The sequence below is a fragment of the Streptomyces sp. NPDC051740 genome, assembly GCF_044453165.1.
In the GTDB taxonomy this organism is placed as follows: domain Bacteria; phylum Actinomycetota; class Actinomycetes; order Streptomycetales; family Streptomycetaceae; genus Streptomyces; species Streptomyces atrovirens.
Genome location: NZ_JBITCL010000002.1, coordinates 445,799 through 464,822, shown reverse-complemented (window position 1 = coordinate 464,822; position 19,024 = coordinate 445,799). Strand labels below are relative to the sequence as shown.

Sequence of the window (19,024 nt, the reverse complement as noted above, 5' to 3'; positions counted from 1 at the left end):
GTTGTGGCTGGTCGCGCCCGCGCGGCGGAGCCGCACATGGACACAGCCCCGCGCCCCTAGAGGACGGTGGGCCAGCCGTCTCTTGTCCAGCTCAGCTTGTTGAGCCCCAGCTTGGGCGTGCCTTCGTCCTCTGCGTCGTAGTAGTGGTAGGCCAGCCAGTCCTTGTCCCGGTCGCGGAAGACGGACTGGCCACCCGTGCCCACGTACTTGCCGTGGCCGGCGAGGAGGAGGTCGCCGCCGCCCTCCAGCATCGGGGTGCCCTTGCTGTCCACGTACGGGCCGGTGATCGATGTCGAGCGGCCGACCTTGATCCTGTACGTCGAGTTCACGCCCGAGCAGCACGCGTCGTACGACGCGAACAGGTAGTAGTGGCGGCCGTGTCTGACGATCTCCGGGCCCTCGACCGCGTACGGCTCGTCGGGGCGGGTGGCCAGGTGGTGGACCGTGGGGTTCTCGATCGCCCTGCCCGTTCGCGGGTTCAGTTCGACCATGCGGATGCCGGTCCAGTACGAGCCGAAGGTCATCCACAGGCGGCCGTCGGCCCGGACGACCGCCGGGTCGATGGCGTTCCAGTGGTCGGTGGTCTCCGAGGTGAAGACCCTGCCGTGGTCGGTCCAGGTGCCGGGCAGGCCCGTGCGGGAGGTGGCCACGCCGATCGCGGAGTGGTTGGTGCCCCAGGAGGAGACTGCGTAGTACAGCCAGTAGCGGCCGGCCCGGTAGGTGAGGTCGGGGGCCCAGGGGTCGCCGGTGTCGTTGTACTCGTACCACCAACTCGGTGGTTCGGCGAAGGCGTTGCCCGCGTCCGTCCAGTGGACGCGGTCCTTCGAGGTGCGGGCGCCGATGACGCCGCCGGTCGAATAGGCCACGTAGCCGCCGGACTTGAGGCGCATCACGGTCGGGTCGTGGATGATCTGCTGGCCGGTGACCGGCTGGGGGTCGGGGTAGGTCACGTCCGCCTGGGCGGTGGTCGGCAGCAGGGCCACGACCGCGGCGGCCAGGAGGGTGACGAGTCTCGGGCGTTTCACATCAGGCTCCCCTCGGCGGGATCACTGGCCGGCCAGACCGGTGTGGGCGACGCCCGCCACGATCTGGCGCTGGAAGAAGACGAAGACGATGATCAGGGGCAGGCCCGCCATGAGGCCGCCGGCCATGAGCTGGGCCCACTGGATGCCGTAGGAGTTCATGACGGTCGCGATGCCGTTCGGCATGGTCATCAGGTCGGGGTTGTTGGTGACCATGTAGGGCCACAGGAAGTTGTTCCACGAGCTGATGAAGGTGAAGATGCCGACCGCCGCGAGGGAGGGGCGGGAGAGCGGCACGATGATCGTGAGGAAGACGCGCCAGCGGCCGGCGCCGTCGATGAAGGCGGCCTCCTCCAGTTCGCGCGGGATGCCCTGGAAGAACTTGTAGAGGATGTAGACCATCGCGGCGGGCGCGCACTGCGGCAGGATCATGCCCCAGTAGGTGTCGACCATGCCCATCTGCTGGACGGTGGTGAACAGGGGGACGCCGAGCACGGCCGGGGAGACCATGAGGCCGGCCATGACGACGCCCATCAGGACGTTCTTGCCGCGGAACTCGGTGCGGGCGAAGCCGTATCCGGCGAGGGCGCCGGTCACCAGCACGATCGCCGTCACGCAGACGGACACCACCAGGGAGTTCACGAACCAGTTGGTGATGTTGCCGGTCTCGAAGAGCGCCTTCCAGGCCTGGCCCGTCCAGACCTCCGGCAGCCAGTGCGGCGGGATCTCGGCGGCCTCCGCCTCGGACTTGAACGAGGTGAGCAGGGCCGCGGCGATCGGCGCCACGAAGACGGCGGAGACGGCGGTACCGAGCAGGGTGAGGACGATCTGGCTGGGCGTCCAGCGCTTGCGGGACTTGGTGTGTGTCGGCGTGGTCGCGGCGGTGGTCATCGGCCGCCCTCCTCACGGTTGCGCAGCAGCCACATCCGCGCCAGGGCGACGGCTGCGATGATCACGAAGAAGATGATGGACATCGCGGAGGCATAGCCCACGCGGTAGCCGGTGAAGCCCTGTTCGAGGGTGTACTGGACGAAGGAGCGGGTGCTGAGCTCCGGTCCGGGGCTGAAGTCCATCATCACGACGGCCTGGTCGAACAGTTGCAGCGAGGCGAGGATCTGGAGCGCGATCACCAGGCCGGTGATGTTGCGCAGCATCGGCAGGGTGATGTGGACCATGCGGTGCCAGGCGTTCGCCCCGTCCAGCTTGGCCGCCTCGTACAGGTGGCCCGGGATGCCCTGGAGGGCGGCGAGGTACAGCAGGAAGCTGAACCCGACCGTCCACCACAGGGTCTGGATCACGATGGCGAACATGGCGTACGACTTGTCGGTCAGCCAGGGCGTGTCGGTCCCGAGGGTGTGGTTGAACAGGCCGATGCCCTGGGTGAACAGCCACTGCCACATGTTGGCCGCGACCGTCGACGGCAGCAGGAACGGGACGAAGAAGCACAGCCGCCACAGCCACTTGCCGCGTTCGATGTGGTGGGCGAGCATCGCGAGGAGGAAGGCCATGACCGTGATGCAGGGCACGACCAGGAGCGTGAAGTACGCGCTGTGGCCGAGCGCGTCCCACATCGCCGAGTCGTTCAGCGCCTCGCGGTAGTTGTCGAGGCCGACGAAGCTCGCGCCCTCGCCGGAGATGTTGGCGTCCGTGAAGCTGAGGTAGACGCCGCGCAGCAGCGGCCAGACGATGAACAGCACGAAGAGCGTCAGGAAGGGGGCGAGGAACCAGCCCCCGTGCTGGAAGCCCTGCTTGCGGCGGACGGTGGCGCCGGCGGTGGCGGTCTTCGCGCGTGCCGGGCGGATGACGGTCTCTGCACTGGTCGTCGTCATGCGACCGCACCTCCCTGCGCGGCGGTCCTGCCGTCCATGGGGTTCTTCGAGGCGAGGAGCGTGGTGAGCCGGCTCTTCATCCGCCGTGCGACGGCGTCCGGCTTGGCGGAGCCCATCGTCGAGGAGACGACCACGGGGCCGAGGTCCTGGGCGAGGACGCCGGTGGAGCCCGCGAACCACACCTTCGGCTCGGTGGCCTGGTGGTCCATGGCCGAGACGTACTCGTTCTGCGGTTCGAGCTTCTTGTACGCGTCCGTGGACAGGGTCGGCGTGTGGGCGGGGATGTGTCCGCCGGCGGCCCACTGCTGGGCGTGCTGGACGATGTAGGCGGCGAGCCGGTGGGCGGCCTCGTTGTCGGTGGTGCCGCCGCGGCCGGACTGGTGCGGGAGCACGAAGGCGTGCGACTCGGCGTGGGTGGCCTGCTTGCCGAAGACGGACGGCAGCGGGGTGGCGCCGTAGTCCAGCTCCGCGCCGGAGAAGACCGGCACCGACCAGTTGCCCTCCCAGGTGAACGGGGCGCCGTTGACGAACTGCTCGCCGGTCGGCGCGCCCGGGATGACGTACCCGTCGGTGACGTGCCGGCGGAGGAACTCCAGGACCTCGGTGGCCTTGTCGGTGTCGAAGGTGACCTCGGTGTTGGCGTCGTCGAACCAGGTACCGCCGAGCTGGGTGTAGAAGGCGACGAAGAACCACCACTGGAAGTTCTGGTCGTTGGTCCACAGGCCGATGGTCTGCAGGCCCTTCTTCTGGGCCTTCTTGGCCTTCTTCAGGACGTCGAACCACTCGGTGGTGGAGGTCACCGGGATCATCCGGCCGTCGTCGCCGAGCAGGTCCGCCTTCTTCAGCACGTCCTTGCGGTAGAAGCAGAGCTGGACGTGGATGTCGAGCGGCAGGGCGTAGAGCTTGCCGTCGATGACGCCGCGGTTCCACAGCGCGGGGTTGTAGTCCTCCTCGCGCACGCCGTACTTCGCGAGGAGGCCCATGTCCCAGGCGTCGAGGAGCCGCCCCGGCGAGAAGCCGGTGACCCGGCCCATGTGCATGACCCCGAGGTCGGGGGCGCGGTTGCCCGCGGCCGCCATGGCGAGCTTGGTGTAGAAGGGATTGCCCCACTGGAGGGTGGAGTCCTTCACGTCGATGCCGGGGTTGTCCTCACGGAAGGAGTCCAGCATCGAGATCATGTTGTATCCGTCGCCGCCGCTGAAGAGGTTCCAGTAGCGCACGCGGGTGTCCGCTCCGGAGGCGAGCGCGTCGGCCCCGGTCCCGAGCGCCGCGAAGCCGAAGCTTCCGGCGACGGTCAACCCGCCCATTCCGGCGAGGAGTTGCCTGCGATTCAGGCCAGGTCGTCCCATGCCCTGCCCCATCTGCTCATGGATTGTTCGAGATATCGAATGACGCCCGTAACTTCGAACGGACCGTAGAGGTGATGGGCCGACGCGTCAATGGTTCGGACAGGAACTCACAGCCGGACTTCCCGAGCGCCTCGCTCCCGCCGTGGCACCCGGGGACACCGCGGCGGTCACCGAGTGACCGCGTCGCACGGGGAACTGGCCGGGACGGCACCCGACTTGGCATATTGCACTGGTGACCGGGCAACACCCAGGGGAACAGGGAGACAGCGGTGCGTACCAGGAAGGAGATGCGTCGTCTCGCTGACGCCCTCATCGGCCCCATCCGGGTGCCGGTACCGGCGGACCCCGAGGTCCTGTTCGAGGCGCTGGTCGCCTCCGTCAGCGCCTGGCGGGGCCGTGACGTGGTCGTCCACCGGGCGGCGTTCCCCCCGCACACGGCCAGCGGACTGTGGCTGGAGCGCGAGGGCCACGACGACGTGGTGGTCGACGAACGGGCCGCCGTCTGGCACCAGATCGTGATCCTCTGCCACGAGGTGTGGCACATGAGCCGCCGGCAGGCGGACACCGGCACGGCCACCGGCGGACGGCCCGGACCCGTCGCCGCGCGCACCGACTTCAGCCTGGCCGAGGAACAGGAGGCCGACCGCTTCGGCATGCTGATGGGCCGCCGCCTGCGCACCTGGCTGGAGGCCTCCACCGACTCGGTGTACGCCGCGGAGGGCGGCGGCCCCGAGAACCCGCCGGACCTCGCCGGACGCATCGGGGCCGCGCTCAACCACCGCGGGACCAGGAGATGAGCGGCCTGGTCAACTACGTGAGCTGCGGGGCCCTGTGGCTCGGCCTGCTGGTGCGGGCCCCCGACCTGCTGCGGCACCGGCGCGATCCGTATCTGCGGGCGATCTGCGCGGTGCTGGGCCTGGCGGGGCTGTGCTTCTTCCTGGGGGCGCCGCCGACGGTCGGCGCCGTCAACCGGATCGGCGACGTGCCGAACCTCGCGGCGCCGGTCACCTATGCGGCGATCACCGGGTACTGTGCCGCGTCCCAGCTCCTCGTCGTGCACTGGCGCGGCGGGCCCCGGGTGCGCCGCACCGCCCGCCGCTGGCTGCTCGCCTACACCGTCGTCGTCCTCGGCATCGCGGTGACGTTCGCGCTCGGTGAGGCGCCCGTGGAGCGCCGTACCGACCTGGACACCTACTACGCGACGACGCCGTACATCGCCCAGATGATCGTGCTCTACCTGGTCGCGCACCTCACCGCGGTGACCGTCACCACCGTGTCGGCGCTGCGCTGGGCACGCCGGGTGCGGGGCGGGCTGCGGGCGGGGCTGACGCTGCTCGGCACCGGTTCGCTGTGCGGGGCCGGGTACAGCGTGGCCAAGCTGGTCGCGGTGGGCGCCCGCTGGTCCGGGCGGGACTGGTCGGGGCTCGGCACCACCGTCTCCCCGGCCGCCGCCGGGCTCGGCGCCCTGCTGACGGTCGTCGGGGTGCTGGTGCCGCTGGCGGCGCCCCGGATCACCGAGTGGCGGCGGGCACGACGGACGTACGCCCGCCTTGAACCGCTGGAGCGGGCGCTGGACGACCTCCTCACCCGCCGGACGCTGCGGCTGCCCCGGCCCGGGCTCGCCTCCCCCACGACACGGCTGATGTGGCGGCAGACCAGCGTCCACAACGCGCTGAGCCACCTGGCCCCCTACTTCGACCGGGAGCTGTACGACCGGACCCGCGCCGGTGCGCCGGCCGCGACGGGGGAGGCGGAGCGCGCGGAGGCCGCCGCGTGGGCGGCGGTGATCACCGCGGCGGTACGGGAGGAGGCGGACGCGGGGCGCCGGGTCCCGCCGCGCGACGGCGGTGGCTGCGGCCGGTCCCTGGACCGGGTGCCGGACCCGGCCGTCCTGCTCCGGATCGCCGACGCGCTGGCCGGTGCGGCTCCGGCACCGGCGGCCGACGTGGTGCCGAGCCGTACGACCACGGCGGGGACCGCGTGAACCGGGCCCCGGACGAGAGGAGCCGGCCGGTATGAGTCTCGTCGTCTACCTGGCGGCCTTCGTGTTCGGGATGACGTCCGTGCTGCTGTTCCGCCGCCCGCGCACGGCGGCCCCGCGCAACCCGCTGACGCTGTCCACCTGCGCCGCGATCATCCTGGGTGCCCTGGTCTTCGTGTGCGCCGCCCCGGCCACCCTGGCCGGCGTCAACTCCCTCACCGGCGTCCCCAACTTCGGGGCCCCGCTGACCTACGGGATGCTCTCCGCGTACAGCTGCGCGGTGCTGGTGCTGCTGATCAACTGGCGGGGCGGGTCGCGGGAGCGGGTGCGGCGCATGGTGCTGCGCAGTGTGGCCGCCTACGGGCTGCTGGTGGCCGCCATCGTCGTCCTGTTCGCGCTCGCCGAGGCGGACACCGAGCGGCTGGCCGACCTCGACACCTACTACGCCAACACCCCGTTCATGCGGGAGATGATCCTGCTCTACCTGGTCGGGCACAGCGCGGCGATGCTGGTGATGTGCGTCGTCTGCGTCAAGTGGGGGCGCGAGGTCGGCGGGCTGCTGCGGGCCGGGCTGCGGCTGATCCTCGTGGGGGCGCTGCTGGACGTGGTGGGCTTCCAGCTCACCAAGTACACGGCGGTGGTTGCCCGTTGGACGGGCCACGACCTGGACTTCCTGTCCACCACGGTTGCCCCGCCGATGGCCTCGCTGGCCGCGCTGCTGTGTTCGGCCGGCTTCGCGCTGCCGAGGCTGCTGCCGTCCGTCCTCGCGCAGTGGCGGGGGCTCGGCGACTACCGGCGGCTGGGCCCGCTGTGGTCGCTGGTGGGGCCGGTGCCGACCGCGCCCAAGCCACAGGCCGCCTGGTGGCAGCTGCCGCGGGCGCGGCTGCAGTGGCGTGAGGTGTCGATCCACGACGCGCTGCTCGCACTGGCGCCGTACTTCGACCACCGGGTCCGTGAACGGGTCCGGGACACCGCCCTGCGCGCGGGCCGCTCCCCCCACGAGGCGCGGCTGGCGGCGGAGGCGGCCATGCTCTCCGACGCGGCACGCCGGGCCGCCGCCCGCGAGGACCCTCCCGAGACCGCCGGAACGTACCGGCTGCACGCCACCGAGGTCTCCGGCACCGGCGGGCTGGTGGAACTGGCGCAGGCGCTGCCCCGCCCGCCCGCCGCGCGCACGGGCGCGGCGCCCTCGTCCCCGACCGGAACCGTGACCGAACCCGAGGAGCCCCATGTCGCGTAGAGCTGTCGTCATCGGTGCCGGGCCGGCCGGCACGCTGGCCGCGGCGGTGCTGTCCCGTGCGGGAGCGGACGAGGTGATCGTCCTGGACCGCGACGAACTGCCGGACGGCCCCGAGCACCGCAAGGGGCTGCCGCAGGGGCGGCACGCGCATCTGCTGATGGCGGGCGGCATGGACGCCATGGAGGAGCTGCTGCCGGGCGCGGGGCTGCGGGGGCGGCTGCTCGCCGCCGGGGCGCACGAGATCCCGCTCGGCTCGGGCGTGCTGGCGCTCACCCCCGAGGGCTGGCTGCGGCGGTGGCGGCGCGAGGGCCCGGCGATGGTGACGTGCAGCCGGGCGCTGCTGGACTGGGTGGTGCGGGAGACGGTACGGGAACAGGTGCCGGTGGAGTTCCGCAGGGCGGCGGTGGTGGGTCTGACGGGCTCCGCGGGGCGGGTGCGCGGGGTGCGGATCGCGGCGCCCGGCGGGGACACGGACCTGGAGGCGGACCTGGTCGTCGACGCGAGCGGACGCGGGACGCGGGTCACCGGCTGGCTGGACGGGCTCGGGCTGCCCGGCGTGCGGGAACGCGCGGTGGACTCCGGGCTGGTCAACGCCTCGCGCGTGTACCGGGTGCCGGACGGGGCGGAACGGTTCCCGCTGACGGTCGTACAGGCCGACCCGTACGTGTCGCGGCCGGCGCGGAGCGCGATGGTGATGCCGATCGAGGGGGGCCGCTGGCTGGTGAGCTGCGGCGGCTCGCGCGGCGGTGAGCCGCCGGCGGACCCGGCGGGGTTCCTGCGGTACACCCTCGAACTGCCGGACCCGATCGTGGGCCGGCTGATCTCGGGCGCGGAGCCGCTGTCCGATGTGCGTCTGAGCCGGTCGACCAGCAATGTACGGCGGTATCTGGAGCGGATGCCGCGGTGGCCGGAGGGGTTCGCGGTCCTCGGGGACGCGCTGGCCGCGTTCAATCCGGCGTACGGGCACGGGATGTCGGTGGCGGCGTTCGGGGCGCGGGTGCTCGGGCGGGAGCTGGGACGGGGCGGGGGCGTCGGCGCGCCCGGTCTGGGCCGGCGGGTGGTGCGGGGGGCCGCGCGGGCGGCGGACGCGGCGTGGGCGATGGCGGTGGGGCAGGACGTGCTGTACCCGGGGGTACGGGGTGGGACGCCGCCGGGTGTCGGCGACCGGGTGATGACGGCGTACACGCGGCGGATGATGAAGGCGGCGACGGGTTCCTACGCGGCGGCCTCGGCGGTCTGGGACGTCACCAGTCTGCGCACGCCGCCGACCCGTATGTTCCGGCCCTCGGCGATGCTGGCGGCTCTGGCCGGGTCCCCGCTGCCTCCGTCGGTGGAGCCTCCGCTGACGCCAGGTGAACGTGAGGTTCTGCGGGGGCTCGACCGTACGGGGGTGTGAACCGAGGATTTTTTCGCCCCCGCCGCCCTTACCCGTCCCATCCCGGGGGGCGCTGCCCCCGGACCCCCGCTCCTCAAACGCCGGAGGGGCTGAATTTCACCTTGCGGAGCGGGGTCCGGGGCGGAGCCCCGGGTCCGGGACGGGAAGGGGCGGCGGGGGCGAAATCAGCCCGCGAACGGAGGCTGCGGCACTCCCTTGCCCGCGCCCGGTACCACCAGCAGCGAGCCCGCCAGGGGGTGCGGGGCCGTGAGGCCCACGCGGGCCGTGGTGATGTAGAGGTCCGTCAGGTCCGGACCTCCGAAGGCGCAGGCCGTGACGAGGGGGACGGGGAGGGGGATCACCCGGTCCAGCTCCCCGGAGGGGGTGTAGCGGCGTACCGCGCCGCCGTCCCACAGGGCGACCCAGACACAGCCGTCGGCGTCCACGCACAGACCGTCGGGGAAACCGGCGCCGTCCTCGATCGCGACCAGCGAACGGCGGTTGGTGATCCTGCCGTCCGCCTCGCCGACGTCGAAGACGTCGATACGCCGGGTCGGCGAGTCGATGTAGTACATCAGCCGCCCGTCCGGGCTCCACCCGGTGCCGTTGCTCACCGCCACGTCGTCGAGGAGGACACGCACCGTGCCGTCACCGGTGACACGGGACAGCGTGCCGCCACAGGGCGCCTCGTCGTAACGCATGGTGCCCGCGAAGAGGCTGCCGTCGGGGGCGACGGCGGCGTCGTTGGCGCGGCGGCCGGGGACGACCTCGCGGTGCAGCCAGCGGAAGGTGCCGTCGGGGTCGAGCAGGCCGATGCCGTCCCGCAGGTTGAGGACGAGTCCGCCGCCCGCGCGGGGCTTGACGGCGCCCACGTGCTGGTCGGTGCGGCGGACCGTGCGCCGGCCGGTGGCCGGGTCCCAGGTGTGGACGCGGGAGCCGAGGATGTCGATCCACAGCAGGCGGCCGGTGGCCGGGTCCCAGGTGGGGCCCTCGCCGAGGGCCGCCTCCGCGCGGACGGCGACGTCGAAGGTGTTCGTCATGCCACGCTCCTGTAGCCCAGTCGCTCGGAGAGCTCGGCGGCGCCCTTGGCCGCGAGCTGCTCCAGCTCGCCCAGCCGCTCGTCGCTCCAGCGGATCATCGGTACGGAGATGGACAGCGCGGCGACCACCTGCCCCGTGCGGTCGCGCACCGGGGCGGCGACGCAGGAGACGTCGGGGTTGGACTCGCGGCTCTCCACGGCGACGCCCCGGGCGCGGATCTCCGCGAGGGTCTCGCGCAGGGCGGCCACGTCGGTGATGCTGTTGGGGGTCATCGCGGACAGCTCGGCGTCGTCGGGGACGCGCGCGGTGAGTTCGTGCTCGGGAAGGGAGGCCAGCAGCATCTTGCCGACGGAGGTGCAGTGGGCGGGCAGTCTGCGGCCGGCCGCCGACACCATCCGCACCGCGTGGGTGGAGTCCACCTTGGCGATGTAGATGACGTCGGTCTCCTCCAGGATCGCCACGTGCACCGTCTCGTCGCAGGTCTCGGCGACCGAGCGGGCGACCTGCTGGCCCTCGGCGGCGAGGTCGAGGTGTTCGGCGTAGCGGGCGCCGAGCTGGTACGGGCGTACGCCGAGCCGGTAGCGGCCGGGCTGGCCCGTCACCGGGACGATGTACTTCCGGGCGGCGAGCGTGGTCACCAGCTCGTGCACGGTGGTGCGCGGCAGCTGCAGCCTGCGCACGATGTCGGGGGCGGAGAGCGTCCCGTCCCCGTCGAGGAAGAGCTCGAGAATGTCGAGAGCCCGGGTCACGGCTGGTACGAGGCGTCCCACGACCGGCCCCCTCCCTATGTGTCTCAGGTGCCTGCGGTCGTTCGAGATTTCAACAGGCGATCGGAATGACGAACACACAGGCTAACCGGGCGGGCCGACCCCGGGCAATGGGACGATCGTCCTCACCGTCGTGCGCAGGGGGCCGGGCGGGGTTCAAGGGGGTGCCGGGGCCGGCTGACGGCCGACGGTACCGGCGGTGCGGTCATCGGTCCGCCGAGCTCTGGAGGCCCCACCAGGCCCGTACCTCGTACGTCGTCACGCACGGCCTGCCGCGCCGGGTGCCGCCGGACGGCCGCCGCCCCGAAGCGTCCCCGGCGCGTCCCCGGTGCGCGACGATGGGTCCCGTGCCCACCGGACGACGTCCCACCAGCCCGTTCACCCCGCTCGACTTCCAGCTCGTGCTGCTGCGCCGCATGGCCGACCACAACCCCGGCCCGGTGGAGGACGCCCGGCGCGAACTGGGCGTCTCCCTCGCGGACATGCGCGAGGCCAACAAGCGCTGGCAGGCGATGGTCCGCTCGCCGCGCCCCCGCCCCGCCCTCTCCCGGTACCGGTCCGTGCTCGGCGAACCCGAGTCCCGGACCCCGCGCAGGATCGGTGACCTGGACTGCGAGGCGTGGCGGTGGCCGGTCCCGCTCTGGCCCGGCCTGCGCTTCGAGGTGCTGGCCACGGCGGCCGGCGGAGCGGTGTGGAACGAGTGGCTGGTCCGCGCGCCGGGCGCCGGACCGCCCGCCCTGCGCACGGTGGAGGACCTCACCCCCTGGTCCTGCACGGTGGACGAGGCCGCCCGCGCCTTCGCGCCCGCCCGGCCCCTGGAGGGCTCGGCCCCGACGCGGTGGGGGCTCGCCTTCACGGCCCCGGACGCGAGCGGCGTACGGCGCGAGGTGGCCGCCGAGTTCACGTGGGGACTGCTGCAGCGCACGGCGGTCAGCGGACCGCTGCCTTGAGGATCTCCTCCACGACGCGCGGCACCGACTCGGGGTGCAGCCACAGGAACAGGTTCGGTTCGACCAGTTCCAGCTCCATCACCCGGGGCTGTCCGTCCTCCCCGTCCACGACGTCGACGCGCGCGTACAGCAGCTCGGGCCTGCCCGGCACGGAGGCCAACGCCTTCCTGGCGAGGGCGGTGTCGACGAGGGCCGGGGTCCAGTCGGTCAGTCCGGGGTGGGCCACCTTGCGCCGGTCGTAGGGCGTGCCGGGGGCGAGGACGGGCCCCTTGCGGCTCACGTGCAGCAGGTTCCCGCCGAAGAACTGCAGCGCCCGCTCGCCGGTGGTGTCGATGCCGCGCGCATAGGGCTGCACCATCGCGGTGAACCCCTCGGCGTGCATGCGCCGCAGGTGCCGTACGGCCGTGTCGTGCTCGTCGGGGGTGTAGCGGGCGGCGAACCGGGCGCCGGCGCCGGAGGTCGGCTTGACGACGTACTCGTGGCCGTCCGGGAGGTCGAGCGGATCGCCCGCCGCGATGTACCGGGTGTCCACCACCGGCACCCCGGCGGCGGCGAGCTCCCCGAGGTACCGCTTGTCGGTGTTCCAGCGCACCACGTCCGCCGGATTGGCCAGCCGGGTGAGCGTGCCGCACCGCTCGGCCCACGCGGTGAACTCCGCCGACCGCCAGCTGTAGTCCCAGGTGGAGCGGATCACGACGAGGTCGAAGCGGGCCCAGTCGACGGCGTCGTCGTCCCACACCTCGGCGGACGCCCCGGCCCCGGCCTCCTCCAGCGCCCGCACCAGCCCCGGCAGGTCCCGGTCCTCGGCGACGTCGGGGCCGGGCCGGCAGGTCACGAGCGCGATACGGGGCACGACGACTCACTCCTCATACGAACAGCCGATCGACGAGCAGGCTAGCAACCACGCCCGGCAACCCGTCCTTCACTTCGGTGAAGGCCCGGTATCGGTTGCGGAAACGCGGGAGACTCCGGCGGCCGGAACCGCCGTACCCCGTCCGGTCCCCGGGACCGGTAGGGCACCCTGGTCCGGCGGGTACCGACCGTCTTCGACCGACAGCGAGCCAAGGAGTACGCCCCGTGTCCTCTCTCTTCCCGGCCCTGACCGACGGCCCGGCCGACCGGCCCGCCCTGCGCTTCGGCGAGCGCGCGCTGACGTACGGGGAACTCGCCTCGGCGGCCGGAGCGGTGGCCGGGGGCCTGACGGGGGCGCGCCGGGTCGCCGTATGGGCCACGCCGGCGCTGGAGACGGCGGTCGCGGTCACCGCGGCACTGGTCGCGGGGGTGACCGTCGTGCCGCTCAACCCGAAGTCGGGCGGGAAGGAGCTCGGCCACATCCTCTCCGACAGCGCCCCGGACCTGCTGCTCACCGCGCCCGGCGAGGAACTGCCCGCCCCGCTGGGCGACCTGCCCCGCGTCGATGTGGACCCGGCGGCTTCGGGTGCGCTCCCCGACGACCGCGAGCGGGACCCGGAGGACCCCGCCCTGATCGTCTACACCTCCGGCACCACCGGCCCGCCCAAGGGCGCCGTCCTCCCGCGCCGCGCGATCGCCACCACCCTGGACGCCCTCGCCGACGCCTGGCGGTGGACCGGCGACGACGTACTGGTGCACGGGCTGCCGCTGTTCCACGTGCACGGACTCGTCCTCGGCACGCTCGGCCCGCTGCGGCGCGGCGGCTCCGTGCGCCACCTGGGCAGGTTCACCCCCGAGGGCGTGGCGCGCGAGCTGAACGACGGCGCGACGATGCTGTTCGGGGTGCCGACGATGTACCACCGCCTCGCGGGGGCGCTGCCCGCCGCACCCGGGCTGGTGAAGGCGCTGGCCGGGGCGCGGCTGCTGGTGTCGGGGTCGGCCGCGCTGCCCGTGCACGACCACGAGCGGATCGCGGCGGCGACCGGGCGCCGGGTCATCGAGCGGTACGGCATGACGGAGACGCTCATGCTGTGCTCGTCCCGGTGGACACCCCCGGGCCCCCGGCCCGCCGTCCGCGCGGACGGCGAGGCCCGCCCCGGCACGGTGGGCGTGGAGCTGCCGGGCGTGGAGCTGCGGCTGGTGGAGGAGGACGGGTCGCCGGTGACGTCGTACGACGGTGAGACGGTCGGCGAGATCCAGGTGCGCGGGCCGAACCTGTTCACGGAGTACCTGAACCGGCCGGACGCGACGGCCGCCGCGTTCACGGCCGACGGCTGGTTCCGCACCGGGGACATGGCGGTGCGCGACGCCGACGGGTACGTCCGGATCGTCGGCCGCAAGGCCACCGACCTGATCAAGAGCGGGGGGTACAAGATCGGCGCGGGTGAGATCGAGAACGCGCTGCTGGAGCATCCGGGGGTGCGGGAGGCCGCGGTCACCGGGGAGCCGGACGCCGATCTGGGCGAGCGGATCGTGGCGTGGGTGGTGCCGGCGGATCCGCAGTCCCCGCCCGGCCTGGAGGAGCTGGCCGGTCATGTCGCCGGGCGTCTCGCCCCGCACAAGCGGCCGCGCGTGGTCCACCACCTCGACGCCCTGCCCCGCAACGACATGGGGAAGATCATGAAGCGGGCGCTGTCCCGTGGCTGACCGGCTGTCCGCGCGGGAGGCCGTCGCCCTCCTCGCGGACGACTTCACCGGACTGCCGCACTCCGAACGGCGGTCGCCCCCCGACGGCCCGCTCGGCTGGCCCGGTTACGGCACCGCCCGCGCCCGTGCCGCCGGGCGCACCGGCGAGCAGGAGTCCGTGATCTGCGGCACCGCGAGCGTCGAGGGCACCCGGGCCGTCGTCGTCGCCTTCGAGTTCGGCTTCCTCGGCGGCTCGCTCGGTGAGCGCACCGGCGACCGTCTGGTGGCGGCGTACGCCCATGCCCGCGCCCACCGGCTGCCGGTGGTGCCGCTGGTCGCCACCGGGGGCAGCAGGATGCAGGAGGGCATGCTCGCGCTCACCCAGCTCCAGCGGGTGGCTCGGGAGTCGGCGCTCACGCGGGAGGCCGGGCTGCCGCAGATCGCGGTGGTGCGGGACCCGACGACCGGCGGCGGGTGGGCCACCCTGGGCGCGGGCGCCGATGTCGTCCTCGCCCTGCCCGGCGCGCAGGTCGGCTTCGCCGGCTCACGGGTGCGGCCCACGGACGCGGACCCGGCGGCGTACACGGCCGAGGCGCAGGTGGCGGCGGGGGCGGCGGACGCGCTGGTACGGCCGGAGGAGCTGCGGGGGACGCTGGGCCGCTGGCTGCGGCTGCTGACCCGGCCCTCCACCGCCCCGGTCCCGCCGCCGCCCGCGCTGGGCAGGGCGGACCTCCCGGCCACCGGCCGGGACGCCGTCCGCCGCGCCCGCTCGCCCGAACGCCCGCGCGCCACCGCCTACCTGGACGCCTGCCTCACCTCCCGCGTCACCATCAGCGGCGACCGCTGCGGCGGTACGGACCCCGACGGCATGCTGTGCGGCTTCGGTGAGCGGGAGGGCCGTACGGTCGCCTACGCGGCGCAGACCGGGGCGGCCACCCGGCCCGCCGGGTACCGCACCGCCGCCCGGCTGGTCCGGCTCGCGGACCGGCTCGGCATCCCGGTGCTGACGCTGGTGGACACGCCGGGCGCGGCGAACGACGCGGAGGCGGAGCGACAGGGCGCGGGAGCCGCCATCGCCGACCTGTTCGGCGCCGTGGCCGCCGCCCGTACGCCGGTCACCACGCTGGTCGTCGGCGAGGGCGGCTCCGGCGGCGCGCTGGCCCTCGCGGCCCCCGGCAACACCTGGGCCACCCCGGACAGCTACTTCTCGGTGATCGCCCCGGAACTCGCGGCGGCCATCCTCAAACGGCCCCCGGAGGAGGCGGAGGACACGGCGGACCGGCTCCGCGTCCGCCCGCAGGACCTGGTGGAGCTGGGGGTGGTCCGGGGGGTCGTGGGACCGGCGGACCGCACCCCCCGCGCCTGAGAGGCCCCGTTCGGCGGCCCCCCACCCGGCCCCCCAGGAAAGGCGCCCTCCCCCTCCGCCGCGCACGATGCCTGAGAGGTCCGCCGCCCGGCGGGCCGCTGGGTGCGCACTCGGGAGGATCCGCCGTGACCGCCAGTCTGGAGCAGCTGCGCCGCTGCCACTTCGCCGTCGACCTGGGGGCGGCCCGCACCCGGGTGTATGTCAAGGGCGCCGGACTCGTCGTCGACCAGCCGTCCACCGCCGCCGTGAACACCCGTACCGGAGCGCTGATGGCGGTCGGTGAGTTCGCGGAGAAGATGACGGGCCGTACACCGGACTACATCCGCGTCGTACGTCCCGTCTCCGGCGGCACGGTCGTCGACATCGAGATGGCGCAGCGCATGCTGCGGCAGCTCATCGGGGACAAAATGCGCCGTACGCTGCGCCGCAGGCCCCGGCTGCGGGCCGCGGCCTGTGTCCCGCACGACGCCGATCCGCTCGCCCAGCGCGCCGCGATCGAGACGCTGGTCGGTCTCGGTGCCCGCCGGGTGGAGCTGGTCGACACGCTCATCGCCGCCGCCGTCGGCTGCGGTCTGCCGGTGGAGCGGCCCGAGGCCACCATGATCATGGTGTGCGGTGCGGCGGCCACGCAGGTGGCTGTGCTCTCCCTCGGGGCGATCGTGACGGCGGAGCGCGTCCCCGTCGGCGGGGAGGCCGTGGACAACGCGATCGTGCAGCACCTGCGCCACCAGCACGAGCTGATGCTGCCGAGCCAGTCCGTACGGCCCCTGCAGCTCGCCCTGCACGGCAACGGGCTCACCCCGCAGGGCCCGGAGTCGACGGAGATCCACGGGCGGGACGTGGCCACCGGTCTGGCCCGTTCCGTACGGGTCGACACGGCCGCCGTGCGGCGGGCCATCCAGACGCCGCTCACCGCCGTCCTCGACGGCATCGGCAAGGTGCTGCGGGAGTGCCCGCCGGATCTGGTCGCCGACCTGGTCGACCGGGGGATCATGATGGTCGGCGGGAGCGCCCTGCTGCCGGGCTTCGACCAGATGCTGCGCCAGGCGACGGGCATGCCGGTGCACATCGCCGAACGGCCGGAGCTCTGCGCCGTACAGGGGCTGGGCGAGATGCTGGAGGGCAGGATCGCCCCGATCGTGCTGGACCCGCTGCGCGCCTGAACCGGACGGGCTCCGGCGGGCGGACCGGCCCACCCTCGCCCCGGCGCGCACCCGCGGACGCGGACGGCCGGGGCGGGCCGTCAGCAGGCGAGCGGCAGGCCCTCGCCCGGTGCGCACCCGCGGGCGCGGGCGGCCGGGCGGGCCGTCAGGCCCTCGCCCCCGGGCGGGCCGTCAGCGGGGGAACCAGCATCTGATCGTCGTGCCCTCGTCCCCGGTGTGCACGCGTACCAGGTCGGCGATCAGGTTGACCATCAGCAGGCCGCGTCCGCCGCGCTGGTCGCGGGAGGCGGGGCGGCGCCCGGCGAGGGGGTCGGTCATCCGGCCCCCGTCGCGCACCTCGCACAGTACGTGGCCGTTCTCGGCCCAGATCCGCAGCACCCCCGAACCGCCGCCGTGCACCACGCTGTTCGTGGTCAGCTCGGCCGTGGCGAGGGCCAGGTCGTCCAGGGTGACGCCGGTGAGGCCGAGCCGCCGCCCCTCGTCGGACGCGGCGTGCCGGGCCGAGGGCAGCGAGTCGGCGACGAACGGGAAGGTCATCGCGTCCGTCACGAGCGGCAGCGGCTCGTTGTAGCGGGCGACGACCGCGTCGGGGGCGTACGCCTCGCTGTCCCGCGCCGGGCGGGCGCCGACGGGGATGACGGCGGGGTGGGTGGCGTGGGCGTCGGCGAGGACGTGCGCGGGCAGGCGTACGGCGTCGTAGGGGCACAGGATCGTCGCCGTACGGCCCTGGAAGGCGGCGTTGATCAGTGCCTCGTGCTGGACGCAGGCGGGGTACTCGGTCGCGGAGCGGCCGGCCCAGACGGGCTCGCCGATGATCCGCACCCGCTTCCCGGCCGGCTGGGTGTCGGCGAAGGCGCGCAGCACGCCGGGGATGATCCGGCCGGGGTTGCGTCCGGCCTCGCGCATGTCGAGGAGGCGGACGCCGTCCGCGTCGTCACCGAGCGCGTCCCGGATCATCCGCAGCCGGTCACCGGGCACGGCGACCGCCACCGGCTCGCCGGCCGCGAGCCCCTCGCGCACGAAGGGGACGGTGCCCTCCAGGTACTCCTGGTCGTCCCGGTAGAAGAGGGCGGGGTGGACGAAGGGACCGGCGGGGGCTTCCAGGGGTTCGGCCGCGGCACTCATGACATCGACACCTCGATCGTCGACAGGTCGGGCCAGAACATGTCCAGCACCCGGCTCAGGGCGGGCGGCGGGCGGTGCACCACGAACCGGCGGCCGTCCCCGAGGCGCTCGGCGGCCGCCGCGAGTGCTCCGGCACCCGCGACGTCGACGAACGTCACCTCGGACAGTTCCAGGTAGTACACGGCCTCACCCTCGCGCACCGCCTGCTCCAGCACGCGCTCCCAGATCGTATGCGTGGCCAGGCCGATCTCCCCGGCCGCGCGGACACCGCGGCCGCCCTCCAGCGGGCGCACCGTCAGACACGGCGCCGCGGTCCCGGGCCCGCACGGCGTCCGATGGTGATCGCCCAACACCCGTCTCCCTGCGCTCCCGGACCTGTAGGTACCCCGTCGGTTCCCCGCCATTCCCCGGCACCGCGTGTAGTACGCCTCAGGCTGGGCAGGCGCACCCGCAGCGCAGCCGGGACCGTGCGCAGCCTACCGCTCCGGTGCCGACGGCGGCCGAACCCATCCGAAACGCCCCGACCACTCACGAGCACCGACAAGGCGGTGACATGACCTCCGCGGCATCACTCCCTCTTTCGGGAAGGCTGAACACCTTGGTCATCGGCGGTCGCATGGACGCGGACCGGGCGCTGCTCACCCCGCGCGGCGAGCTGGTCCGCGGATGTGCCCAGGACCTGGCCGAGAAGCTGGCGCGGCTGCCGGCCGGCACGGCGCGGGTCGACGTGGACATGAGCGGCGTGTACTTCATGGACACGGCGGGGCTGGAGTTCCTGGAGGTGCTGCGCGACCACGGCCGGCGGTGGTCGGTGCCGGTCACGGTCACCCGCTGGAACGGTCAGCCGCGCCGCATCCTGGAACTGGCCGGCCTCGACGCCACGGACCCGCTGCGCTCCCCGGCGCCGGAGGACGCGCCGCCGCGGGCCGTCTCGGCGGTGGCGCTGGAGCGGGAGGAGCGGCTGCACCTGCTCCAGGAGGAGGTCGAGCAGTTGCGGCAGGCGATCGCCTCCCGCCCGGTGATCGACCAGGCCCGTGGCATCCTGATGGCGACGTACGGCTGCACCTCGGACGAGGCGTGGCACATCCTGCGGGAGGCGTCCCAGCTGTCCAACACCAAGCTCCGCGCGGTCGCGGAGGCGCTCACCGCCTCCGCGGAGGCGGAGGGCGCTCCCCCGCCCGAGGAGGTCCGCGCCGCCCTGTCCAGGGCTCTGGCCCGCCGCTCGGCACGGTGACACCGGCCCGCGCGGGGTACCCGGCGACGGACCGACCACCCGTCC

18 protein-coding genes are annotated in these 19,024 nt (G+C 73.7%); 9 read left to right on the top strand and 9 right to left on the bottom strand.

Features of this window, described 5'->3' with window-relative positions; genetic code table 11:
- Nucleotides 1-56 precede the first annotated feature (56 nt).
- Genes ACIA6T_RS05140 through ACIA6T_RS05125 form a run of 4 tightly spaced genes read right to left on the bottom strand, consistent with a single transcriptional unit; the run spans nucleotide 57 to nucleotide 4,200 of the window.
- Complete coding sequence (locus ACIA6T_RS05140; RefSeq protein WP_399445172.1) at nucleotides 57-1,025, bottom strand: arabinan endo-1,5-alpha-L-arabinosidase; 969 nt, start codon at nucleotides 1,023-1,025, stop codon at nucleotides 57-59.
- A 21-nt stretch (nucleotides 1,026-1,046) separates the two neighbouring features.
- Nucleotides 1,047-1,913 (bottom strand): carbohydrate ABC transporter permease, encoded by an 867-nt coding sequence (locus tag ACIA6T_RS05135; protein WP_399445170.1) that lies wholly within the window; start codon nucleotides 1,911-1,913, stop codon nucleotides 1,047-1,049.
- Nucleotides 1,910-2,851, bottom strand: coding sequence for a carbohydrate ABC transporter permease (locus ACIA6T_RS05130; RefSeq protein WP_399445169.1), 942 nt, complete (start codon nucleotides 2,849-2,851; stop codon nucleotides 1,910-1,912). The genes ACIA6T_RS05135 and ACIA6T_RS05130 overlap by 4 nt, the downstream gene beginning before the upstream one ends.
- On the bottom strand, nucleotides 2,848-4,200 hold the full coding sequence (locus tag ACIA6T_RS05125) for an extracellular solute-binding protein (RefSeq protein WP_399445168.1): 1,353 nt from the start codon (nucleotides 4,198-4,200) through the stop codon (nucleotides 2,848-2,850). Before ACIA6T_RS05125 ends, ACIA6T_RS05130 begins: the two co-directional genes overlap by 4 nt.
- A gap of 287 nt (nucleotides 4,201-4,487) precedes the next feature.
- On the opposite strand from ACIA6T_RS05125, the gene ACIA6T_RS05120 reads away from it, so the two are divergent.
- Genes ACIA6T_RS05120 through ACIA6T_RS05105 form a run of 4 tightly spaced genes read left to right on the top strand, consistent with a single transcriptional unit; the run spans nucleotide 4,488 to nucleotide 8,817 of the window.
- A complete protein-coding gene (locus ACIA6T_RS05120; RefSeq protein ID WP_399445167.1) occupies nucleotides 4,488-4,997 on the top strand; it encodes a toxin in 510 nt (169 codons plus the stop codon).
- Nucleotides 4,994-6,184, top strand: coding sequence for an MAB_1171c family putative transporter (locus ACIA6T_RS05115; RefSeq protein ID WP_399445166.1), 1,191 nt, complete (start codon nucleotides 4,994-4,996; stop codon nucleotides 6,182-6,184). The genes ACIA6T_RS05120 and ACIA6T_RS05115 overlap by 4 nt, the downstream gene beginning before the upstream one ends.
- Before the next feature lie 31 nt (nucleotides 6,185-6,215).
- Nucleotides 6,216-7,421: an MAB_1171c family putative transporter gene (locus tag ACIA6T_RS05110; protein WP_399445164.1), complete on the top strand. Its 1,206-nt coding sequence runs from the start codon at nucleotides 6,216-6,218 to the stop codon at nucleotides 7,419-7,421.
- Nucleotides 7,411-8,817, top strand: a complete 1,407-nt coding sequence (locus ACIA6T_RS05105; protein ID WP_399445163.1) for an FAD-dependent oxidoreductase — start codon at nucleotides 7,411-7,413, stop codon at nucleotides 8,815-8,817. Before ACIA6T_RS05110 ends, ACIA6T_RS05105 begins: the two co-directional genes overlap by 11 nt.
- A 164-nt stretch (nucleotides 8,818-8,981) precedes the next feature.
- On the opposite strand, the gene ACIA6T_RS05100 is transcribed toward ACIA6T_RS05105, so the two are convergent.
- Nucleotides 8,982-9,836 (bottom strand): SMP-30/gluconolactonase/LRE family protein, encoded by an 855-nt coding sequence (locus ACIA6T_RS05100; RefSeq protein WP_399445162.1) that lies wholly within the window; start codon nucleotides 9,834-9,836, stop codon nucleotides 8,982-8,984.
- Nucleotides 9,833-10,606: an IclR family transcriptional regulator gene (locus ACIA6T_RS05095; protein ID WP_399445161.1), complete on the bottom strand. Its 774-nt coding sequence runs from the start codon at nucleotides 10,604-10,606 to the stop codon at nucleotides 9,833-9,835. Before ACIA6T_RS05095 ends, ACIA6T_RS05100 begins: the two co-directional genes overlap by 4 nt.
- Before the next feature lie 335 nt (nucleotides 10,607-10,941).
- Between ACIA6T_RS05095 and ACIA6T_RS05090 the strand changes: the two genes are divergently transcribed.
- On the top strand, nucleotides 10,942-11,553 hold the full coding sequence (locus tag ACIA6T_RS05090) for a hypothetical protein (protein WP_399445160.1): 612 nt from the start codon (nucleotides 10,942-10,944) through the stop codon (nucleotides 11,551-11,553).
- Here the strand turns inward: ACIA6T_RS05090 and ACIA6T_RS05085 are convergent.
- Nucleotides 11,534-12,406: a RimK family alpha-L-glutamate ligase gene (locus ACIA6T_RS05085; protein WP_399445159.1), complete on the bottom strand. Its 873-nt coding sequence runs from the start codon at nucleotides 12,404-12,406 to the stop codon at nucleotides 11,534-11,536. The genes ACIA6T_RS05090 and ACIA6T_RS05085 overlap by 20 nt on opposite strands.
- Before the next feature lie 224 nt (nucleotides 12,407-12,630).
- Between ACIA6T_RS05085 and ACIA6T_RS05080 the strand changes: the two genes are divergently transcribed.
- The 3 genes from ACIA6T_RS05080 (at nucleotide 12,631) to ACIA6T_RS05070 (ending at nucleotide 16,620) form a co-directional block, all read left to right on the top strand.
- The gene (locus tag ACIA6T_RS05080; RefSeq protein WP_399445158.1) at nucleotides 12,631-14,112 is read left to right on the top strand and encodes an acyl-CoA synthetase; all 1,482 of its coding nucleotides are present in this window, start codon (nucleotides 12,631-12,633) and stop codon (nucleotides 14,110-14,112) included.
- On the top strand, nucleotides 14,105-15,457 hold the full coding sequence (locus ACIA6T_RS05075; protein WP_399445157.1) for a carboxyl transferase domain-containing protein: 1,353 nt from the start codon (nucleotides 14,105-14,107) through the stop codon (nucleotides 15,455-15,457). Before ACIA6T_RS05080 ends, ACIA6T_RS05075 begins: the two co-directional genes overlap by 8 nt.
- A gap of 125 nt (nucleotides 15,458-15,582) precedes the next feature.
- Entirely contained in the window at nucleotides 15,583-16,620 is a 1,038-nt protein-coding gene (locus ACIA6T_RS05070) for a rod shape-determining protein (RefSeq protein ID WP_399445156.1), read from the top strand.
- 171 nt (nucleotides 16,621-16,791) lie between these two features.
- Here ACIA6T_RS05070 and ACIA6T_RS05065 read toward each other — a convergent pair whose 3' ends face one another.
- Together ACIA6T_RS05065 and ACIA6T_RS05060 are read right to left on the bottom strand one after the other, a co-directional pair.
- The gene (locus ACIA6T_RS05065) at nucleotides 16,792-17,745 is read right to left on the bottom strand and encodes an anti-sigma factor RsbA family regulatory protein (protein ID WP_399445155.1); all 954 of its coding nucleotides are present in this window, start codon (nucleotides 17,743-17,745) and stop codon (nucleotides 16,792-16,794) included.
- Complete coding sequence (locus tag ACIA6T_RS05060; protein WP_399445154.1) at nucleotides 17,742-18,038, bottom strand: STAS domain-containing protein; 297 nt, start codon at nucleotides 18,036-18,038, stop codon at nucleotides 17,742-17,744. Before ACIA6T_RS05060 ends, ACIA6T_RS05065 begins: the two co-directional genes overlap by 4 nt.
- 260 nt (nucleotides 18,039-18,298) lie before the next feature.
- On the opposite strand from ACIA6T_RS05060, the gene ACIA6T_RS05055 reads away from it, so the two are divergent.
- Nucleotides 18,299-18,979 (top strand): ANTAR domain-containing response regulator, encoded by a 681-nt coding sequence (locus tag ACIA6T_RS05055; protein ID WP_399445153.1) that lies wholly within the window; start codon nucleotides 18,299-18,301, stop codon nucleotides 18,977-18,979.
- Nucleotides 18,980-19,024 lie beyond the last annotated feature (45 nt).

Excerpts from the sequence above, each read along its gene's own strand:
- ACIA6T_RS05135 (WP_399445170.1), bottom strand. The coding sequence starts at position 1,913 with ATGACCACCGCCGCGACCACGCCGACACACACCAAGTCCCGCAAGCGC.
- ACIA6T_RS05130 (WP_399445169.1), bottom strand. The coding sequence starts at position 2,851 with ATGACGACGACCAGTGCAGAGACCGTCATCCGCCCGGCACGCGCGAAG.
- ACIA6T_RS05125 (WP_399445168.1), bottom strand. The coding sequence starts at position 4,200 with ATGGGACGACCTGGCCTGAATCGCAGGCAACTCCTCGCCGGAATGGGC.
- ACIA6T_RS05120 (WP_399445167.1), top strand. The coding sequence starts at position 4,488 with ATGCGTCGTCTCGCTGACGCCCTCATCGGCCCCATCCGGGTGCCGGTA.
- ACIA6T_RS05115 (WP_399445166.1), top strand. The coding sequence starts at position 4,994 with ATGAGCGGCCTGGTCAACTACGTGAGCTGCGGGGCCCTGTGGCTCGGC.
- ACIA6T_RS05110 (WP_399445164.1), top strand. The coding sequence starts at position 6,216 with ATGAGTCTCGTCGTCTACCTGGCGGCCTTCGTGTTCGGGATGACGTCC.
- ACIA6T_RS05105 (WP_399445163.1), top strand. The coding sequence starts at position 7,411 with ATGTCGCGTAGAGCTGTCGTCATCGGTGCCGGGCCGGCCGGCACGCTG.
- ACIA6T_RS05100 (WP_399445162.1), bottom strand. The coding sequence starts at position 9,836 with ATGACGAACACCTTCGACGTCGCCGTCCGCGCGGAGGCGGCCCTCGGC.
- ACIA6T_RS05090 (WP_399445160.1), top strand. The coding sequence starts at position 10,942 with ATGGGTCCCGTGCCCACCGGACGACGTCCCACCAGCCCGTTCACCCCG.
- ACIA6T_RS05065 (WP_399445155.1), bottom strand. The coding sequence starts at position 17,745 with ATGAGTGCCGCGGCCGAACCCCTGGAAGCCCCCGCCGGTCCCTTCGTC.
- ACIA6T_RS05055 (WP_399445153.1), top strand. The coding sequence starts at position 18,299 with ATGACCTCCGCGGCATCACTCCCTCTTTCGGGAAGGCTGAACACCTTG.